Genomic DNA, 17,394 nt, shown 5'->3' with positions numbered 1-17,394 from the left:
CAATAAACCCACATTATGAAAAAGGCTTTACTGTTAATGGCTGTTGTAGCATTCCTGGCATCCTGTAAAAAAGATAAAAAAGTAGTGCCAGTCTCCGGCCTGTTTGGAAAATGGGAACTGGCTTCTATTTCCGGCGGATGGTCACAACCGGCGAAAGTACCGGCAGGTAACGGCGACATCTATCAATTTAATAGAGATAGTACCTACATTAGATATCTTGACGGTAAAATGCAAAAGCAAGGAAAGTTTAGCATTAACATAACCGAGCGTCGCGACACCCTGGCATTTGGTACCATCAAGTTCACTAATCCTGACTATAGCGATGCGTGGACAGAGACCCCTAACACTATCACTATTGGTACATCTATAGCAGACGGGCCATCATACGGCTATCGAAAAGTAAATTAAGCCGTCACCGCTTCCCAGACATTTACTGCTTCTACTGCTTCCTTCACATCATGTACCCTCAGGATAGTTGCACCTTTCATAAGTGCAATGGTGTTAAGTGCAGTAGTGCCATTTAGGGCTTCGTCAGCTGATGTACCCAGCAGGCCATAGATCATGCGTTTGCGCGATACTCCTGCTAATATGGGCAGCTGTAGACGTTTAAGTTCATCCAAACGCTTCATAAGCTCGTAACTGTGTTCTGCAGTTTTTGCAAAGCCAAACCCTGGATCAAGGATGATATCGTGAACACCGAGGCGCTTTAGCTGATAGATCTTTTCGACAAAGTAGTCGAACACTTCACTGAATACGTCAGTATAGTTTGCTAGCTTAACCATGTTTTGTGGTGTGCCTTTCATGTGCATTAGAATATACGGCACCTGCAAACGGGCAACAGTGGTAAACATGTTTGTGTCTAAACTCCCGGCCGAAATATCATTTACAATATGACCTCCGGCTTTTACAGCAGCTTCCGCAACTTTAGCCCGAAACGTGTCTATGGATAGCACTGCATCAGGAAAGGCTTCAGCAATGGCGCGTACTGCAGGTAATAACCTGTCCAGTTCCTCGTCGGCAGAAATATCTTCCGCGCCAGGTCTTGAGGAATAAGCGCCAATATCCAGGAAGGTTGCACCTTCTGCAAGCATGCGTTCTGCCTGACTTAAAATATCATCCAAACTGTTCTTGCGGCTATCGGCATAAAAGGAGTCGGGTGTTATATTGATAATACCCATCACCTTTGGTGAGGAGAGGTCTATCAATTTGCCGCCTGCATTTATGGTTGCCTTTTTTCTAAAAAATGTATCTTTAGCCATCGTTTGTTTAGTTAACGAAGGTACAGTCTAATTATCTTTGTTGCGCTATTCAGCAAATATATGCGCACCCTTTTCGAAGGAGCAAATGGGATAAATACACTCGCCCGCAACGCATATACCACTAAAGGAGTTTTCAAGTGAGCAATACATCTGTAGAATACGACTCGGTCATCAACGTTTGCAAAGGCCTTTTTATGAAAAAGACCCGCGATTATGGCACTGCCTGGCGGATACTTCGCCCGTCGTCAATCACGGATCAAATTTTCATAAAAGCCCAACGCATCCGCACGCTGGAAGAAAAAAAAATTTCTAAAGTGGGGGATGATATTACGGGGGAGTACATTGGTATAGTAAATTACTGTGTTATTGCCATGATGCAGTTAGATAGTACAGATGATACTTCTTACGAACTAGAGCCTGCACACGTAGAACAAATGTTTGATGCAAAGGTGAAAGAGACCAAAGATCTGATGTTTGCAAAAAATCACGATTACGGCGAAGCTTGGCGCGACATGCGGATAAGCTCACTTACCGACTTGATCTTGATGAAAATTTTACGAGTTAAACAGATAGAAGATAACCAAGGACAAACACTTGCTTCTGAGGGTGTGCATGCCAATTACCAGGATATGCTTAATTATTCGGTGTTTGCGTTGATAAAGCTGGGAGTAAAATGAAGAACCGTTTAGTTTGGTTTTGCCGGATTGCTGTTGGTTTACTGTTCATATTTTCAGGACTGATAAAGGCTAACGATCCACTTGGGTTTTCCTATAAGCTTGAGGAATACTTTGAAGTATTTGGATTAACATTCCTGAGCAGTTTTTCACTTGCAATGGCGATTATTCTTTGCGCATTAGAGATGCTGCTTGGCTTCTCGTTGCTGGTAGGTGTAAGAGCCGTGAGAGTTGTATGGGGTTTACTGCTGCTTATTGTCTTCTTTGGCTTTCTCACTTTTTACTCGGCCTATTTTAAAGTAGTGCAAACCTGTGGCTGTTTTGGTGACGCAATCCCGCTTACGCCCTGGCAGTCGTTCATAAAGGATATGGTCCTCCTTGCTTTGGTGTTGGTACTTTTTGTCAATCGTAAGCGCATACAGCCATTAGTTAAACAGAAGGTAGGTGATAAGCTGCTGATAGGAGCTGCCATTGTTTCGGTAGGATTTGGCTTGTACACTTACAACTTCATGCCGATAGTAGACTTTCTGCCTTATAAAGTAGGTAACAATATTCTGGCTCAAATGAAAACCCCTCGGGGTGCCGCACCGGACGAGTTTGAGATCACCTACCACCTTAAGAACAAGGAAACAGGTGATACTAAAACCATGACCGATAAGGAATACCTGAAGACGGCCATATGGAAAGACACTAACTGGGAGATAATTGGTAACCCCGAAAACAAGCTTATTAAAAAAGGCTTTGAGCCTAAAATACGCGACCTGAACATTCAGGATAACGGCGGCACAAATTATAACCAGGAACTTCTTTCAAGTCCGTACTACAGCTTATGGATTGTGGCCGACAATCTGGAACAAGCTGACAATGCTGCTTTGGCCAAGCTCAATGCGCTTGCTGCTAATCTGATAGAGCATTATAACACAAGAGTTATCTTGCTTACATCGAATGCACCTCAAAATGCAGAGCAGTTTGCAAAGCAGCACAAGCTAGTAACTGAAGTATTTTATGCAGATGGGGTGCCACTAAAAACAATGGTGCGCGCCAACCCAGGTATAATGCTGATAAAAAACGGAACTGTTGTTAATAAATGGCATTATCACAACGTACCATCATACGATGACCTCGTAAAACAATACTTCAGTAAGCAATGAGCCGGATCTTCCTTATAGGGTTTATGGGATGTGGTAAAACCACATGGGGTAAAAAGCTATCTGCTGCAACTGGTTACGCGTTTATAGACCTCGATAATGCCCTCGAAGCAGAAGCAGGCATGAGTGTGGCGGAGTACTTTGCTGCTCACGGTGAGGAGGCTTTTAGAAAGCTGGAGTCGAAGGTTTTAAAGGAGACCGAGTACCCCGAGGATGTTATTGTTTCTACCGGTGGCGGCTTGCCTTGCTTTTTTGATAATATGGTTTGGATGAACAGTCATGGCCAATCATTATACATTAAGCATTCACCAAAAACACTAGCCGATCGCTTAGAGAATGCCCGCGTTAAACGGCCGTTGGTGCAGGGGAAAAGCGGTGATGAACTGGTAAACTTTATATCGCAAAAGCTTGCAGAAAGAAAAATGTACTATGAGCAGGCAACGCACATTGTTAACGGTATAACCATATCTGCAGAGGGTCTGATGGAGGTTACCGGCATTAAAGCCAAATAAGAATAACCCGATTGCGGCAGAGACTTGATAGCTGGCCTTTATTTACATCAAATAAACGGCGTCTTCTTCACCTTCCTGGTCCAGAACAACGCTTACGTGTTCTTTTATAACAGTAGATAACGCCATCCCTGCATAGTCGGTAGTTACGGGAAAGCTTTTGTGGTTTCGGTCTACCAGTACTACGGTGCGGAGCTTTTTTAGAGGGACATCAAGAAACACCCCAAAGCCATAAGCCAGGGTCTTGCCGCTGTTAAGCACATCATCAACCAATACAACTACTTTATTTGCGCACTCCTCTATATCAAAGTTGATCTTAGCCTGCAGACTGCTGCTTTGTTTTTGTAGTTCAATTACCAGTAGCCTTGTTTTAAACGGAGCAATATCATCTAATACAGTCTTCAATCTTTCGGCTACATGGTTACCCCTGGGTAATATACCGGCAATAAGCAATTCCTCTTCATCAAAATTATCTTCCAGTACCTGGTAAGCAATGCGGTCTATCTTTTGCTGTATTTGCTGGCTGTTGAGTATAAGAAGCTTTTTCTCGGACATGGTTTTCGCTGCGGTATAGTATTACTGAAGGTGAAATTGCTGTTGCCGTAAAGATAAACGAACATTACAACATTTTAACAGCCCGTAATCAACTCTTAGTGTAAGGGTAATAAACAAAATTTGCACCCTCTGGTACGATCACAAAAAGGCACATAAAATCATTGGGATTTTTATACGTGTTCATAAAGCGGTCTTTCAACTCCTTTTTAATAATCCCTTTTTCTACAAACTCCTCTATAGTAGAAGCGTGTATGCTCCACTCAGTATTCAGTTCATTACGGTCCAATATTACTTCTCCAAGCTTAACTTCGTGCTGATGCGCAATAAATATTGGAGTAGAAGATATACCTTCTGACATGATATCTACCGCTACTTCGTGAATAGACTCGTTAAAGAATTTCAAATCCCGTTCGAGGCTTACCAGCGGGCTCTGCTTTTTAGGCTTCTCTTCGCTGCCACGATCCTGATTAAAAAGTTCCTGGGTATCCATATAATGAAGTGGTGTTATGATCAAATAAAATTACTCTTGCGGAGGTTTGGGTTTTATATTGAAACGAGGTTTAAACCCCGCAGGTTTTGATGCTTTTGGCTCTGCAGTAGTATGCTCCGGTGCAGCGGTTAAGGCTTCATCTGGCGAATCACTCTCCACAGGTTCGGTGCCGGTATCGTTATGTAACTCTCCAGGTTCGGCTGGCTTAGGCGCAACCATTTTCATGTTAAACCCGGGCTTAAACCCGGCAGGCTTAGCTGCGCCCTCATCTTTCGTCTGCTGTTCGGGTGCTTCAGGTTGTCGAGATTCGGTAGGAATGTTTGTTGAACTTACATCTTCTGCCTGTTCTTTGTTTTCCGGTTCTGCTGTGCCTGGCTCCTGTTGGGGCTTGGCACCTGCCATTTTCATATTGAATCTCGGTTTAAAACCTGACGGCTTTGGCGCTTCCGATTTTTCTAATTTTGGCGATGTTGGCTCTGAAGCTATAACCGGGTTCTCGTCTTCAGGGTGTGTTTGCTCGAGCTTTTTAGTTTGAGGCGCGTCGCCACTCGTCATCTTCATGTTAAACCGGGGTTTAAAGCCGGGTTGTTTGGTGCCGGTCCTGGCAGATGGAGTTGGTGTATCGTCAGCAGGCCTGTCGGTTTCGTCCGCAGCGGCTTGCATCGCTTCTTTTTCCTGCTGGTACTCCGGTGATTGATCTTTGGTTGAGGCAGCTTCATTTACCTCGGGAGTAACTGTAGCCCTTTCCTTTGATACAGGATGTTGTAGATCAGACGTATTGGTAGTTGATATGGGGGTTGCAGCTTTAAACCTTGGCTTAAATCCTGATGCTTTTGCAGCAGGGCTTGGTGATTCATCACTTTGTGGCTTTTGATCTTGACTTTGAGGGATGTTTTCTGTCAGTGTTTCTACGATGGTTTGTTCAGCAAGGCGGTTCTCGAGGTGTACTTTTTCCGGCTTTAGCTCCGGTGCAAGATGGTACTGTAACCTTAATTTATTGAACCAATACTTTTTTGTATGATCGAAGCTTTTTTCGCCCATCTGCTCAAAATGCTCCCGGAACTCTGCAAATAGTACGGGCTCACCAGCTTTCAGGGCCATAAGGTCAATCCGCTTTTTATTGAAGAACTCTTCGAAAGTCATTTTTGTAGCTTATAAGTCCACGTCGACGCCAAGTTTGTTAAAGCGCAATCCCTTATCCGTTTGATCCCAGTCTTCACGTTCTTCGTCGGTAGCGTTCATTAACTTAGGAAACCATTCCAGCGGGAATGCTTGCTGCTTTCCATCTGCTTTCTCCACAAAAAGCAAACCATTGGCAAAGGTGACCTTTACTTTCTTTTCCTGCTTACGTGTTGATAATAGCGGCATGAAACTTCCTCCGGATCTTCGCTTAAAAAAGAAGACTTTTTGTCATCAAATGGTAATCACCTAAACCTTTCCAAACCGAATATTGACAAGTACGTTACTCGGCCATGTTATGGTAAACCGCCTGCACATCATCATCTTCTTCCAGGCGATCCACTATTTTCAGTACATCCGCTGCCTGTTCTTCGGTAACTGAGGTGGTTGAAAGTGGAATACGCTCCAGCTTAGCTGACTTCGTTTCGATGCCCATCTCTTCTAAAGTCTTCTGCATTTTGCCAAAGTCCTCATAAGCTGCATGGATAACTGCAATATCGTTGCCTTCTTCGTCCGACTCTACAAACAAGTCTTCTAGGCCTGCATCAATCAGTTCAAATTCCAGTTCTTCCAGGTCACGTTCTCCCGGATCAAAACGAAAAACAGACTTACGGCTGAAGATAAAATCCAGCGAGCCGGTTTTGCCTAACGTGCCGCCATATTTGGTAAAGTAGCTACGTACGTTAGCCACAGTGCGGTTGGTGTTGTCGGTTGCGGTTTCTACCAATATTGCTACGCCGTGTTGTGCGTAACCTTCGTAAACCAGTTCTTCGTAATCTTTTTCGTCGCGGCTGGTAGCGCGTTTAATGGCCGCTTCTACACGGTCCTTCGGCATGTTAACCGCCTTGGAGTTTTGGATAGCGGTACGCAATCGCGAGTTGGTGTGAGGGTCGCCACCACCTGCTTTAACTGCCATCACAATTTCTTTACCCAAACGGGTAAACTGCACTGCCATTTTAGCCCAGCGCTTAAACTTTCTTTCCTTACGGAATTCAAATGCTCTTCCCATATTAGCTAACGATCTCCTAAGGAGCTCAATTTATCGTTTTTATCAATATATTGATAATTTTTTAATAACCGTACTTCCGAATAAATGTGTTACGGCAACGCGATGTTATAATGTCTTCTTTAGATTATCCAGCATGTCCTGCGTCATCTTTGGCAGGTCATACTCTAATTGCCATCCCCAATCTTGCTGGGCCTGGTTGTCATCAATTGATTTTGGCCAGCTATCTGCAATTGCCTGGCGTGGGTCATGGTCTGCATAGCTGATCTCAAAGTTCGGCAAATGTTTTTTAATCTCATCAGCTAATTGCTCTGGTGTAAAGCTGATTCCTGCAAGGTTGTAGCTGGACCGAACAGTAATATGCTCTGCAGGAGCATCCATCAGGCTTATTGTTGCACGTATCGCATCGTCCATATACATCATTGGCAAGGCTGTACCTTTAGATAAAAAGCTTTGATATTTGCCTGTTTTAAGTGCCTCATGAAAAATATGAACAGCATAATCAGTTGTGCCGCCACCCGGGTTGGCACGCCAGCCTATTAGGCCCGGATACCGGATACTGCGTACATCCAAACCATATTTTGCGAAGTAATACTCGCACCAGCGCTCGCCAGCTAGTTTACTAAAACCGTAAACAGTATTAGGGTCCATAACGCAGTACTGTGGAGTGTCCCACTGGGGTGAATGTGGTCCAAATACCGCTATCGAACTTGGCCAGAATACTTTAGCTATTTTAAACTCAACAGCCAGGTCCAGTATGTGCAGCAGGCCGGTCATGTTAAGGTCCCAGGCCAACTTAGGCTTTTGTTCGCCCACTGCGGACAATATTGCAGCAAGCAGATAAACTTGAGTAGGGCGGTGTTTGTCAAACAAGTGATGCAGGTTGTCCTTGTCCATCACGTTGGCAAATTCAAAGGGGCCGTTATTTCGTAATGCGTAAACGGGGCTGTTTATATCAGATGCAATAACGTTCTCAGCGCCGTGTATAGTCCTTAATGCAGTTACCAGTTCGGTGCCAATTTGGCCATTAGCCCCTATCACAAAAATCTTTTCGCTCATGCAGATGCAGGTTTGGTTGCAAAGGTAGAAAATTGGCGGAAATGACCTCAATCCGTAATGGAAAGTTTACAGCTAACAAGCGTGGGATTGGTAAATTAAAAGTGATATAGACGCACTCTTAATTAAATAAATTATACTAAACCAGTCGTCTTTCATCTTCGGTTTAGTTTAAAAATCGCATATTTGCGTTTACATGCAATGTTGGCATCGCAGCCAGTGTTGCTATTTAATTATCATTAACAATAAACACAAAATGAAAGTCGCAGTAGTAGGTGCAACCGGTTTGGTAGGCACTAAGATGTTGCAGGTTTTAGCCGAACGCAACTTCCCGGTTACAGAATTAATCCCCGTAGCTTCCGCAAAAAGTATTGGTAAAGAAATTACTTTTAAGGGTAAGCAGTTTAAGGTGGTTTCTGTTGAGGATGCGATAAAGCAGAAGCCGGACGTTGCAATTTTCTCTGCGGGTGGAAGTGCTTCACTAGAGCAGGCACCATTGTTTGCGGCTGCAGGTACTACTGTTATTGATAACTCATCTGCCTGGAGAATGGATCCAACCAAAAAATTGGTTGTACCAGAGGTTAATGCCGATGTGCTTACCCCGGAAGACAAGATAATTGCTAATCCTAATTGCTCTACCATACAAATGGTAGTGGCATTAAAGCCATTGCACGATGCTTATAAAATAAAGCGTGTAGTAGTATCTACTTACCAGTCTGTTACAGGCACAGGCGTAAAAGCGGTAGACCAGTTATTTAACGAGCGTAAAGGTATTGACGGCCCTAAGGCTTATCCATATACTATTGACCTGAACGTTCTACCACATATAGACGTATTTACTGAAAACGGTTACACCAAAGAAGAAATGAAGATGGTGAAAGAAACTGTTAAAATTATGGGTGATGAGAACATCAAGGTTACCGCTACTACTGTTCGCATTCCAGTGATGGGTGGTCACTCGGAATCTGTAAATATAGAATTTGAGAATGAATTTGATCTGGCGGAGGTTAGGGACCTCCTAAGTAAAGCACCTGGCATCGTAGTGGTTGATGATGTGGCTAACCTTAAATATCCCACACCGCTTGAAGCACATGATAAGGACGATGTTTTTGTCGGCCGTATTCGCCGTGATGAAACGCAGGGGAAAACACTTAACTGCTGGATAGTATCTGATAACTTGCGTAAAGGTGCTGCAACCAATGCTGTACAAATAGCTGAATACCTTGTTGCAAAGAACCTGATTGGGCAAGCAGTAGAGGCGTAAGGCAGAATAAATATATTACGATCAGCTATCTGATTGAGTAGAAGCGCATCAATTTAGATTGATGCGCTTTTTAATTGATATGTGCCTAACGCTGCCAAAGCATTTAATTTAGTCTGATTGTAACAAAGCGTATCATGATGCAGTCAAACGGCTAAGTTTTTGAAATTTACAGCATGGCGGTAAAAACTACCCTACGAGAAAATATATCTATTGCATTGCAATCTATAAGTGGAAACCGGTTGCGTACCTCGCTTACAGCGTTGATTATTGCTATAGGTATAATGGCCCTTGTAGGTATTCTAACAGCTATAGAAGGAATCAAACAGTTCACTAACGACGCTTTCGCAGGCTTGGGTGCAAACTCTTTTACCATCCAGAATCGTGGATCGGGTATTAGCTTTGGTATGGGCGGTCACCGAAAGATGTACCCGGTAATTACTTACGAGCAGGCAGCCCGTTTTGAAAAAGGCTTTAAGCTGCCGGCAAAGGTGCGTATAGACCTGAGTGTAACTGGTACGGCGGTAGCGAAATATAATAGCATCAAGACCAATCCCAATATCTCTGTAACGGGCTCAAATGAGAACTACCTGTTAACAACCGGGCACAAGATGGCTTCCGGTCGCAACTTCTCTGCATCAGAGTTGGAGCATGGTGCTAACGTAGTTATAATCGGCGACGAGATAAGGTTAAAGTTATTTAAGAATGAGGACCCACTAAACAAGTCAATTTTGCTTGGCTCCAGCAAGTTCAGGATAATAGGCGTGTTTGCGCCTAAAGGCAGCAATAGTTTTGGTGGAGATAAGTTTTGCATTATACCGGTGGTAAAGGCCCGTCAGATAGCTGCTACCTCAAAACCTTCATTTCAGATAACCGTTGCCATAAGCGATCCTACCGCCCTTGATGCTACTGTTGGTGAGGCAACATCTTACTTCAGGAACATTCGCGGGTTACGCATTAGCGAGGATGATAACTTTGAAATTTTCCGCAGCGACTCTATTCAGCAGGAGCTTACCAATAACTTAAATGGTGTTACAGTAGCAGGCTTTGCAATAGGTTTTATAACCTTGCTTGGCGCAGCAATAGGCCTGATGAACATTATGCTGGTATCTGTTACGGAACGAACACGCGAGATAGGCCTGCGCAAATCAATAGGCGCAACGCCTGCAGTTATACGCAAGCAGTTTTTAATAGAAGCTATAGTAATCTGCCTTATTGGTGGTTTGGGTGGAATAATATTAGGTATGGCTGTTGGGAACTTAATAGCCGTGCAAATCAGTGGTACGTTTGTAGTGCCGTGGATGTGGTTATTCTTTGCTATAATGCTGTGTACCTTTATTGGGCTGTCATCAGGGTTTTACCCGGCTAAGAAAGCAGCCAGGCTTGATCCGGTAGAAGCTTTGCGTTACGAGTAACGGTGTTTATTGCAGCAGCATCTTATTTTTCAGCGGATAATCGTTCAATAGTTTTTCTACGTAGTCGGTAATTAAAGCATCTTCAAACGCGGCGGCGTGACGTGGATGGTGCATGTCGCTTGATATAAAGTCAACCATCTGCTCATCTACCAGGTCTTCGGCCATTTTCTTGGTAGGCTTGCCGTAATAACCAGTTAGTGAAATCGTATTCAGTTGAAGGTTACATCCCCAGCTACGTATCATTCTTAATCGGTCAATATCCATATAACCATATCGTTCCGGGTGCGCGAGTATAGGTTTATAGCCCGCGTCGCGCATTTTTTGGATCATCTGGATAACGTTTGGTGGTTCGTTTATAAAGGAAAGCTCAAATAAGACGAATTTCTGATCGCCACCCATCGTCATTAGGGTACGTTCGTCAATCCTTTTCTCAAATACTTCGTCAAAATAATGTTCAGCTGCGGCTTCTACTTCAATGTCTATGTTCTGCTTTACCAGCTCTTCTTTAAGAACAGAAAGTGCATTAGATATGGTAGTGCTGTCGTTACGGTAATAATCTACCATTACGTGAGGTGTCGCAATAATCTTTTTAATGCCAAGCTCCATCATTTTTTTGATAAGAACTATAGACTCCTCAGGAGTTTGCGCACCATCATCAATTCCGGGCAGTACATGCGAATGCATGTCTACAATAATAGGCCCGTAATCAAGCGTTCTAACTTTTTTAACTTCCTTTTTCTTAAACAGTCCAAACATTATTTACCGGTTGTTATATTGTTCGCTATAGTAGTCCTGGTAATGTCCAGATGTAACGTCGTTTAACCATTCGTCGTTTGCCAGGTACCAGTCTACCGTTTTTTCGAGCCCTTCCTCAAAAGTAATTGACGGTGTCCAGCCCAGCTCATTCTTAAGCTTGGTAGCATCAATTGCATAACGAAGGTCATGTCCTGCTCTGTCTGTTACGTAGGTGATCAGCTTTGCCGACTCTCCTTCAGCTCTGCCCAGCTTCTTGTCCAATATACGGCAAAGCAGCTGTATCAGATCTATGTTCTTCCACTCATTGTGTCCGCCAATATTGTAAGTAGTACCCGATGCGGCGCTATGGAAGATAACATCAATTGCGCGGGCATGGTCTTCTACCCAAAGCCAGTCGCGCACGTTCTCGCCCTTACCATAAACCGGAACAGCCTTCTGCTGTTTTATATTATGGATAGCCAATGGTATTAATTTTTCAGGAAAGTGAAAAGATCCATAATTATTAGAACAGTTGGATATTACAACATCAATGCCGTAAGTATCATGGTATGCTCTTACAAAATGATCTGAACTTGCCTTTGATGCAGAATATGGTGAATGCGGGTCGTAAGCCGTTGTCTCCGTAAACATATCCGTTTCGCCAAGCGTGCCATATACTTCGTCTGTCGATACATGATAAAACCGTTTGTCGGCGTAATTGCCTTTCCAGATGTGTTTTGCGGCGTTCAGCAAGTTAACGGTGCCCACCACGTTGGTCATCACAAATTCCAACGGGTTAGATATGGAACGATCTACGTGGGATTCTGCCGCAAGGTGTATTACCGCATCTGGCTGCTCCGTTTCGAACAGGTTGTTTATATAAGCAAGGTCTACAATATCACCCTTAATAAAGCGATAGTTAGGTTCGTTCTCGATATCTCTTAGGTTAGCAAGGTTACCGGCGTAGGTAAGTTTATCCAGGTTAATGATCTGATATTGAGGATAGGTTTTTACAAATCTGCGCACTACATGCGAACCAATAAACCCCGCGCCACCTGTAATAATAATTTTTTTCATTCGGAAAGATTGTTTCAAGTCAAAGCCTTGTAACACACCGCAAAGGCGTATTACAAGGCTTCGCAAATATCGGTATTATAACGGATTTTCAGCCAAATACTTTTCCCAGGCCCAGGCAGAAGACATCATTTCTTCAATCCCCAGTTCTGTTTTCCAGTGTAGCTCGTTGGCAGATTTTGTAACATCACCCCAAACCTGTTCTACGTCTCCGGCACGTGGTGGGCCAATCTCGTAATTAAGTTTTACACCAGTAACGTTTTCAAATGCCTTTACCACCTCCAATACAGAAGATCCTTTGCCGGTACCTAAATTAAATACATCAAAGCCCTTAAAGGAGTCTTGTTCTGCCAGTTTAAGCGCCGCTACGTGAGCTTTACCTAAATCTACTACGTGGATATAGTCGCGAACGTTACTTCCGTCAGGCGTATTGTAGGTGTTGCCAAATACTGTTAGTTTGTCCCGTTTACCTATCGCCGTTTGAGTGATAAATGGTACCAGGTTTTGCGGAACGCCTAAAGGCAACTCGCCTATTAACGCCGATTGATGTGCGCCAACGGGATTAAAGTAGCGTAAAGATATGATCTTGTAATTACTGCCGGCAGCAATTACATCGTTAAGTATCTCTTCGGCAATTTGCTTGGTGTTACCATATGGAGATTGCGCAGCCTTAACAGGAGCATCTTCGGTAACAGGCAATACATCTGGTTGACCGTATACAGTGCAGCTGGACGAAAAAACAAAGTTCAGCGCTTTGCCTTTGTATGCGTTAAGCAGGTTAATAAGCGAATAGAAGTTATTGCGATAATACTTTAACGGCTCTTTTACCGATTCGCCAACTGCCTTATAAGCAGCAAAATGTATTACACCGCCAATTTCAGGTTCAGATGCCGCGAAATCCAGAACAGCCCTTTCGTCGCACAGGTCAAGCTCATAAAATGCGGGTTTGTACCCGATTATTTTGGCTAGCTGATCTAAAATTTTGATGTTGGAATTAGAAAGGTTATCAACAATAACCGGTTCGTAACCTGCCCCAACCAATTCAACCACTGTATGCGAGCCGATGTAGCCTAGCCCGCCTGTTACTAAAATCTTCATATTAAATCAGGTTGATTTGCCCGAGCAAACCAACTACTTGTTGTAAGTTGTAAAATCTTTGTGTTCAATTTTATCAATGGCTTCCTGAGGTAACGATTTAAAGTATTCATAAGTGATCTTTAAACCTTCTTCACGGGACACCTTTGGTTCCCATCCCAATATAGAACGCGCTTTAGTAATATCCGGGCGACGTTGCTTAGGGTCGTCTAAAGGTAAATCCTTATACACCATTTTTTGTTTGGTGCCGGTGAGTTTTATTATTTCTTCACCAAATTCTTTTATTGTTATTTCGCTTGGATTACCAATGTTTACAGGGTATGCATAGTCGCTAAACAGCAAACGATAGATGCCTTCTATCAGGTCGCTTACATAGCAAAATGATCTTGTTTGTGAACCATCGCCAAAAACGGTAAGGTCTTCACCACGGATGGCCTGGCCTATGAAAGCAGGTAGCACACGTCCGTCGTTTAGGCGCATACGCGGGCCGTATGTATTAAATATACGCACAATGCGGGTTTCTAAGCCATGGAAGGTATGGTAAGCCATGGTAATAGACTCCTGGAAACGTTTGGCTTCATCGTACACACCACGTGGGCCTACTGCGTTAACGTTACCCCAATATTCCTCGGGTTGTGGGTTAACATTCGGATCGCCATAAATTTCAGAGGTAGAAGCAATAAGCATTCTGGCTTTTTTAGCACGGGCAAGGCCAAGTAAGTTATGCGTACCTAAAGAACCAACTTTAAGGGTTTGTATCGGGATTTTAAGATAATCAATAGGGCTTGCCGGAGACGCAAAGTGAAGAATGTAGTGTAACTCGCCCGGTACGTGCACAAACTTAGATACATCATGATTGTAAAACTCAAAATTTTCCAGTTTAAAAAGGTGCTCAATGTTGCGCAGGTCGCCGGTAATTAAATTATCCATTGCAATAACGTGATAATCTTCACTTATAAACCTGTCACACAAATGCGACCCCAGAAAGCCGGCTGCACCGGTAATTAAAATGCGTTTACGATTTGCCATATTTGATTGTTGATTTTATGCCGTAGAACAAAGTTCAGGTGGTATTTATTTAAGCGTTGATACTAAAAAGCTATTGTTGTTGTCAATATACTATTTTTGCTTTCGCACGAAGATAATAATTACAATTTATAAAATGCTGTTTATATATAACATTGGCATACGGATATATTACCTGCTGATAAGCATTGCCGCCTTGTTTAATAAAAAAGCAGCTTTGTGGATAAAAGGGCGCAGAGGACAAATTGTACAACCTCTACCGTCCAGCATCTGGTTTCATTTTGCCTCATTAGGAGAGTTTGAACAGGGCAGGCCGGTACTTGAAAGAATGCGCGAGATGTATACGGGCAAGCCGTTAGTAGTTACTTTTTTTTCTCCTTCGGGATATGAGATCAGGAAAAACACACCGCTGGCTGATGCAGTATATTATTTGCCCTTAGATACTGCGAAAAATGCCGCAGGCTTTATAACTACCATTAAACCGCAGATGGCAATATTCACCAAGTACGAGTACTGGTACCACTATTTTGATCAATTGCATAAGGCGCACGTGCCGCTGTATATGATATCTGGTATCTTCAGGCCCGGGCAGGTTTTTTTTAAATGGAATGGCGGTTTACACAGGCGCATGTTAAAAATGGTGACCTGGTTTTTTGTTCAGGACATCGCCTCTAAACATTTACTGCACGATGCCGGAGCAACTAATGTAACCATTAGTGGCGACACCAGATTTGATAGGGTTTGGGCAAATGCTATGCAGCCACGGCAGTTGCAGGATATAGCCTTATTTAAAGGTAACAATAAGTTATTTATAGCAGGCAGCACCTGGCCTGCAGATGAGCAGCTGGTGGCAGAATTAATTAAAGCCCAGCCAAAGTCAAAATTCATTATTGCCCCTCATGAAATATCAGAAGAGAAGATCACCGGATTAATGAGATTGCTACCTGCAGATAGCACTGTCAGATATTCACAACTGACCAGCAGGCAAACGCCTGCAAACACGCTTATTATAGATAACATTGGTATGCTGTCTGCCTTATACCAATACGCCGAGATAGCTTATATCGGAGGCGGGTTTGGCGTGGGTATACATAATACATTAGAGGCAGCGGCATTTGGAATGCCGGTAATATTTGGACCTAAATTCGAAAAGTTTAAAGAAGCCCGTGACTTAGTAGAACTTGGTGCCGGCTTCGTTATAAATAATGAGGAAGAACTGCTTCGGACCGCAAGGCAACTGATGGATGACGAACAGTTAAGCGCAGCAGCTGGTGCTACAGCAAAGAAGTATGTGGGGGATAATGTTGGCGCAACAGAAGCCATTATAAAGTATATTACCAGCAAGCACAAGCTGTAGTTTGCCACTACCAGTAAGCGGAGCAAAATTCTAATTAGGTGCTCTTCCAAAACAAATCAGTTCAATTTTCATTAATATTGCCGGCTATGGGTTTTCTGGATCTCCCGGGTTTGGGCAAGGCACACTATCATGAATATGGCAAAGGCAGTAAGCCTATGCTGGCTTTTCATGGGTATGGGATGACCGGCAAACAGTTTCATGTATTAGAACGATCCATTTTGCAGAAGTACCACGTCTATGGTTTCGATCATTTTTTTCACGGAGAAAGCAAACTAGCCGGCTGGACAGAGGAGCAGATACTCGCAGGCATGCCGCGCGAAATGGTGAGGGGCTATGTAGAAGAATGGTTTGCTAAATACGGCAAGCAGCGCTTTTCGCTCATGGGGTACTCCATAGGTGCTAATATCGTACTCGTTTTGATTGAAGAATATGGCGATATGATCGACGATGTTATTCTGATGGCACCCGATGGCTTATCAGTTTACAAAGGATTTGAAATATTATTGCACAAACGTTACGGGCGATACTTCTTTAGAACGGTTACTAAAAGCAAGTGGCTGGCACCCTCAGTTATAAGGACGTTGAAGAAGGTTGGATTCATTGATCAAAGCTTGTATAACATTGCATATAACGAGATAGATACCGAACAAAAACGTCAGGATGTTTATTACACACTTAATCTCATCCGCTTACTAAAACCAAATGCCAGGAAAGTTGCTGAACTAATTGGCAGGTATAATATAAACTGCCGGCTGATTTTTGGAAAGGATGATAACTTATTTCCTAAATCAGCAGCGGCTGCTTTTATTGAAAGCGTACCCACGGCCAATGTACACGAGGTCGCGCTTGGGCATTGGTTGGTAGTGAAAGAATTGGATGAGTATTTAGTAAATTTGCAGTAATGATACCTGCCCGCCGAGTAACTATCTTTAGCAACTGGTTCGCTTACTACATGCGTTACAGAATGCGTAAAGCCTTTAACCGGCTGGAAGTAATGCCTTTTACACCAAAAGAGGGCCACTCTGTTTTGCTGCTTTGCAACCACTTTAGCTGGTGGGATGGGCTATGGGGCAACTATCTTGCCTATTGGCATCTAAAACGCAAGTTGTACATTATGATGCAAGAGGATCACTTGCAAAAGCGGATGTTGTTCAATCTTTTCGGTGGCTTTTCCATCAATCGCAGCTCGCGTGAGATGATAAAATCGTTGCAATACGCCGCTGGATTACTAAACAATACTGAAAACCTTGTAGTGGTATTTCCGCAAGGTGAACTAATATCTAATCATACTACTGGAATTAAAGTTGAGAAGGGGATAGAGCGGCTTATAAAAAATATTAAGGGCCCCTGCCAGATAGTATACAATTGCGCGCTTATCGATTACTTTGAAAGCTTAAAGCCATCTGTTTATTTTCATTTATTTGATTGCGGCGTTGCCGGGGAGGTGAGCTTTGATGAACTGACCGAAAAGATAAACAGCTTTCACCGCGAGGCGTTGGCAGCACAGATAAATGTAGCACATTAACGCATGCTTTATCCTAAAAATAACCTGTTT

The 17,394-nt window shown here is 43.3% G+C and carries 20 protein-coding genes; 9 read left to right on the top strand and 11 right to left on the bottom strand.

The features are described from left to right. Nucleotides 1–15 precede the first annotated feature (15 nt). Nucleotides 16–408 (top strand): hypothetical protein, encoded by a 393-nt coding sequence (locus DYU05_RS17510; protein ID WP_117384448.1) that lies wholly within the window; start codon nt 16–18, stop codon nt 406–408. Here the strand turns inward: DYU05_RS17510 and folP are convergent. Further along, entirely contained in the window at nt 405–1,259 is an 855-nt protein-coding gene (gene folP / locus DYU05_RS17505; protein WP_117384447.1) for a dihydropteroate synthase, read from the bottom strand. The two genes, DYU05_RS17510 and folP, sit on opposite strands and share 4 nt — an antisense overlap. 194 nt (nt 1,260–1,453) lie before the next feature. On the opposite strand from folP, the gene DYU05_RS17500 reads away from it, so the two are divergent. From DYU05_RS17500 to DYU05_RS17490, 3 genes are read left to right on the top strand one after another with little or no spacing between them, the layout of a single operon-like run. Next, nucleotides 1,454–1,936 carry a DUF1599 domain-containing protein gene (locus tag DYU05_RS17500; protein ID WP_117384446.1) on the top strand — a complete coding sequence of 161 codons (483 nt, stop codon included), beginning with the start codon at nt 1,454–1,456 and terminating at the stop codon, nt 1,934–1,936. Beyond that, entirely contained in the window at nt 1,933–3,084 is a 1,152-nt protein-coding gene (locus DYU05_RS17495) for a BT_3928 family protein (RefSeq protein WP_117384445.1), read from the top strand. Before DYU05_RS17500 ends, DYU05_RS17495 begins: the two co-directional genes overlap by 4 nt. Beyond that, nucleotides 3,081–3,593, top strand: coding sequence for a shikimate kinase (locus DYU05_RS17490; RefSeq protein ID WP_117384444.1), 513 nt, complete (start codon nt 3,081–3,083; stop codon nt 3,591–3,593). The genes DYU05_RS17495 and DYU05_RS17490 overlap by 4 nt, the downstream gene beginning before the upstream one ends. 42 nt (nt 3,594–3,635) lie before the next feature. Here the strand turns inward: DYU05_RS17490 and DYU05_RS17485 are convergent, their stop codons facing one another. The 6 genes from DYU05_RS17485 to DYU05_RS17460 form a co-directional block, all read right to left on the bottom strand. Then, nucleotides 3,636–4,145 (bottom strand): phosphoribosyltransferase family protein, encoded by a 510-nt coding sequence (locus tag DYU05_RS17485; protein WP_117384443.1) that lies wholly within the window; start codon nt 4,143–4,145, stop codon nt 3,636–3,638. 88 nt (nt 4,146–4,233) lie between these two features. Next, nucleotides 4,234–4,635, bottom strand: coding sequence for a hypothetical protein (locus DYU05_RS17480; protein WP_117384442.1), 402 nt, complete (start codon nt 4,633–4,635; stop codon nt 4,234–4,236). A 30-nt stretch (nt 4,636–4,665) separates the two neighbouring features. Next, on the bottom strand, nt 4,666–5,778 hold the full coding sequence (locus DYU05_RS17475; protein WP_117384441.1) for a hypothetical protein: 1,113 nt from the start codon (nt 5,776–5,778) through the stop codon (nt 4,666–4,668). A gap of 9 nt (nt 5,779–5,787) precedes the next feature. Further along, the gene (locus DYU05_RS17470; protein ID WP_117384440.1) at nt 5,788–6,003 is read right to left on the bottom strand and encodes a DUF2442 domain-containing protein; all 216 of its coding nucleotides are present in this window, start codon (nt 6,001–6,003) and stop codon (nt 5,788–5,790) included. A 94-nt stretch (nt 6,004–6,097) separates the two neighbouring features. Continuing rightward, a complete protein-coding gene (locus DYU05_RS17465; protein ID WP_117384439.1) occupies nt 6,098–6,823 on the bottom strand; it encodes a YebC/PmpR family DNA-binding transcriptional regulator in 726 nt (241 codons plus the stop codon). A 105-nt stretch (nt 6,824–6,928) separates the two neighbouring features. Then, nucleotides 6,929–7,879: an NAD-dependent epimerase/dehydratase family protein gene (locus DYU05_RS17460; RefSeq protein WP_117384438.1), complete on the bottom strand. Its 951-nt coding sequence runs from the start codon at nt 7,877–7,879 to the stop codon at nt 6,929–6,931. Between the two features lie 253 nt (nt 7,880–8,132). On the opposite strand from DYU05_RS17460, the gene DYU05_RS17455 reads away from it, so the two are divergent. Next, on the top strand, nt 8,133–9,140 hold the full coding sequence (locus tag DYU05_RS17455; protein WP_117384437.1) for an aspartate-semialdehyde dehydrogenase: 1,008 nt from the start codon (nt 8,133–8,135) through the stop codon (nt 9,138–9,140). A 173-nt stretch (nt 9,141–9,313) separates the two neighbouring features. Further along, nucleotides 9,314–10,552 carry an ABC transporter permease gene (locus DYU05_RS17450; protein ID WP_117384436.1) on the top strand — a complete coding sequence of 413 codons (1,239 nt, stop codon included), beginning with the start codon at nt 9,314–9,316 and terminating at the stop codon, nt 10,550–10,552. Nucleotides 10,553–10,558: 6 nt separating this feature from the next. On the opposite strand, the gene DYU05_RS17445 is transcribed toward DYU05_RS17450, so the two are convergent. The 4 genes from DYU05_RS17445 to DYU05_RS17430 all read right to left on the bottom strand — a co-directional run bounded on the left by DYU05_RS17445 (nt 10,559) and on the right by DYU05_RS17430 (nt 14,485). Then, nucleotides 10,559–11,308, bottom strand: a complete 750-nt coding sequence (locus DYU05_RS17445; RefSeq protein ID WP_117384435.1) for a tyrosine-protein phosphatase — start codon at nt 11,306–11,308, stop codon at nt 10,559–10,561. A gap of 3 nt (nt 11,309–11,311) precedes the next feature. Then, nucleotides 11,312–12,364, bottom strand: coding sequence for a dTDP-glucose 4,6-dehydratase (gene rfbB, locus DYU05_RS17440; RefSeq protein WP_117384434.1), 1,053 nt, complete (start codon nt 12,362–12,364; stop codon nt 11,312–11,314). A gap of 75 nt (nt 12,365–12,439) precedes the next feature. After that, nucleotides 12,440–13,459, bottom strand: a complete 1,020-nt coding sequence (galE, locus tag DYU05_RS17435; protein WP_117384433.1) for a UDP-glucose 4-epimerase GalE — start codon at nt 13,457–13,459, stop codon at nt 12,440–12,442. A 33-nt stretch (nt 13,460–13,492) separates the two neighbouring features. Continuing rightward, on the bottom strand, nt 13,493–14,485 hold the full coding sequence (locus DYU05_RS17430; RefSeq protein WP_117384432.1) for a UDP-glucuronic acid decarboxylase family protein: 993 nt from the start codon (nt 14,483–14,485) through the stop codon (nt 13,493–13,495). Between the two features lie 133 nt (nt 14,486–14,618). Between DYU05_RS17430 and DYU05_RS17425 the strand changes: the two genes are divergently transcribed. From DYU05_RS17425 to DYU05_RS17415, 3 genes are all read left to right on the top strand, one after another. Further along, nucleotides 14,619–15,839, top strand: coding sequence for a 3-deoxy-D-manno-octulosonic acid transferase (locus DYU05_RS17425; RefSeq protein ID WP_117384431.1), 1,221 nt, complete (start codon nt 14,619–14,621; stop codon nt 15,837–15,839). An 86-nt stretch (nt 15,840–15,925) separates the two neighbouring features. Next, nucleotides 15,926–16,741, top strand: a complete 816-nt coding sequence (locus DYU05_RS17420; protein WP_117384430.1) for an alpha/beta fold hydrolase — start codon at nt 15,926–15,928, stop codon at nt 16,739–16,741. Beyond that, nucleotides 16,741–17,364 (top strand): 1-acyl-sn-glycerol-3-phosphate acyltransferase, encoded by a 624-nt coding sequence (locus DYU05_RS17415; RefSeq protein WP_117384429.1) that lies wholly within the window; start codon nt 16,741–16,743, stop codon nt 17,362–17,364. Before DYU05_RS17420 ends, DYU05_RS17415 begins: the two co-directional genes overlap by 1 nt. Nucleotides 17,365–17,394: the final 30 nt, after the last annotated feature.

Origin of the sequence: Mucilaginibacter terrenus, assembly GCF_003432065.1 — a bacterium.
GTDB classification, from domain to species: domain Bacteria; phylum Bacteroidota; class Bacteroidia; order Sphingobacteriales; family Sphingobacteriaceae; genus Mucilaginibacter; species Mucilaginibacter terrenus.
This window is presented reverse-complemented; position numbering and strand designations above follow the sequence as displayed.

What these genes read in the sequence shown, in the direction of transcription:
- DYU05_RS17510 (WP_117384448.1), top strand. Translation starts at nt 16, where the DNA reads ATGAAAAAGGCTTTACTGTTAATGGCTGTTGTAGCATTCCTGGCATCC.
- folP (WP_117384447.1), bottom strand. Translation starts at nt 1,259, where the DNA reads ATGGCTAAAGATACATTTTTTAGAAAAAAGGCAACCATAAATGCAGGC.
- DYU05_RS17500 (WP_117384446.1), top strand. Translation starts at nt 1,454, where the DNA reads ATGAAAAAGACCCGCGATTATGGCACTGCCTGGCGGATACTTCGCCCG.
- DYU05_RS17495 (WP_117384445.1), top strand. Translation starts at nt 1,933, where the DNA reads ATGAAGAACCGTTTAGTTTGGTTTTGCCGGATTGCTGTTGGTTTACTG.
- DYU05_RS17490 (WP_117384444.1), top strand. Translation starts at nt 3,081, where the DNA reads ATGAGCCGGATCTTCCTTATAGGGTTTATGGGATGTGGTAAAACCACA.
- DYU05_RS17485 (WP_117384443.1), bottom strand. Translation starts at nt 4,145, where the DNA reads ATGTCCGAGAAAAAGCTTCTTATACTCAACAGCCAGCAAATACAGCAA.
- DYU05_RS17480 (WP_117384442.1), bottom strand. Translation starts at nt 4,635, where the DNA reads ATGGATACCCAGGAACTTTTTAATCAGGATCGTGGCAGCGAAGAGAAG.
- DYU05_RS17475 (WP_117384441.1), bottom strand. Translation starts at nt 5,778, where the DNA reads ATGACTTTCGAAGAGTTCTTCAATAAAAAGCGGATTGACCTTATGGCC.
- DYU05_RS17470 (WP_117384440.1), bottom strand. Translation starts at nt 6,003, where the DNA reads ATGCCGCTATTATCAACACGTAAGCAGGAAAAGAAAGTAAAGGTCACC.
- DYU05_RS17465 (WP_117384439.1), bottom strand. Translation starts at nt 6,823, where the DNA reads ATGGGAAGAGCATTTGAATTCCGTAAGGAAAGAAAGTTTAAGCGCTGG.
- DYU05_RS17460 (WP_117384438.1), bottom strand. Translation starts at nt 7,879, where the DNA reads ATGAGCGAAAAGATTTTTGTGATAGGGGCTAATGGCCAAATTGGCACC.
- DYU05_RS17455 (WP_117384437.1), top strand. Translation starts at nt 8,133, where the DNA reads ATGAAAGTCGCAGTAGTAGGTGCAACCGGTTTGGTAGGCACTAAGATG.
- DYU05_RS17450 (WP_117384436.1), top strand. Translation starts at nt 9,314, where the DNA reads ATGGCGGTAAAAACTACCCTACGAGAAAATATATCTATTGCATTGCAA.
- DYU05_RS17445 (WP_117384435.1), bottom strand. Translation starts at nt 11,308, where the DNA reads ATGTTTGGACTGTTTAAGAAAAAGGAAGTTAAAAAAGTTAGAACGCTT.
- rfbB (WP_117384434.1), bottom strand. Translation starts at nt 12,364, where the DNA reads ATGAAAAAAATTATTATTACAGGTGGCGCGGGGTTTATTGGTTCGCAT.
- galE (WP_117384433.1), bottom strand. Translation starts at nt 13,459, where the DNA reads ATGAAGATTTTAGTAACAGGCGGGCTAGGCTACATCGGCTCGCATACA.
- DYU05_RS17430 (WP_117384432.1), bottom strand. Translation starts at nt 14,485, where the DNA reads ATGGCAAATCGTAAACGCATTTTAATTACCGGTGCAGCCGGCTTTCTG.
- DYU05_RS17425 (WP_117384431.1), top strand. Translation starts at nt 14,619, where the DNA reads ATGCTGTTTATATATAACATTGGCATACGGATATATTACCTGCTGATA.
- DYU05_RS17420 (WP_117384430.1), top strand. Translation starts at nt 15,926, where the DNA reads ATGGGTTTTCTGGATCTCCCGGGTTTGGGCAAGGCACACTATCATGAA.
- DYU05_RS17415 (WP_117384429.1), top strand. Translation starts at nt 16,741, where the DNA reads ATGATACCTGCCCGCCGAGTAACTATCTTTAGCAACTGGTTCGCTTAC.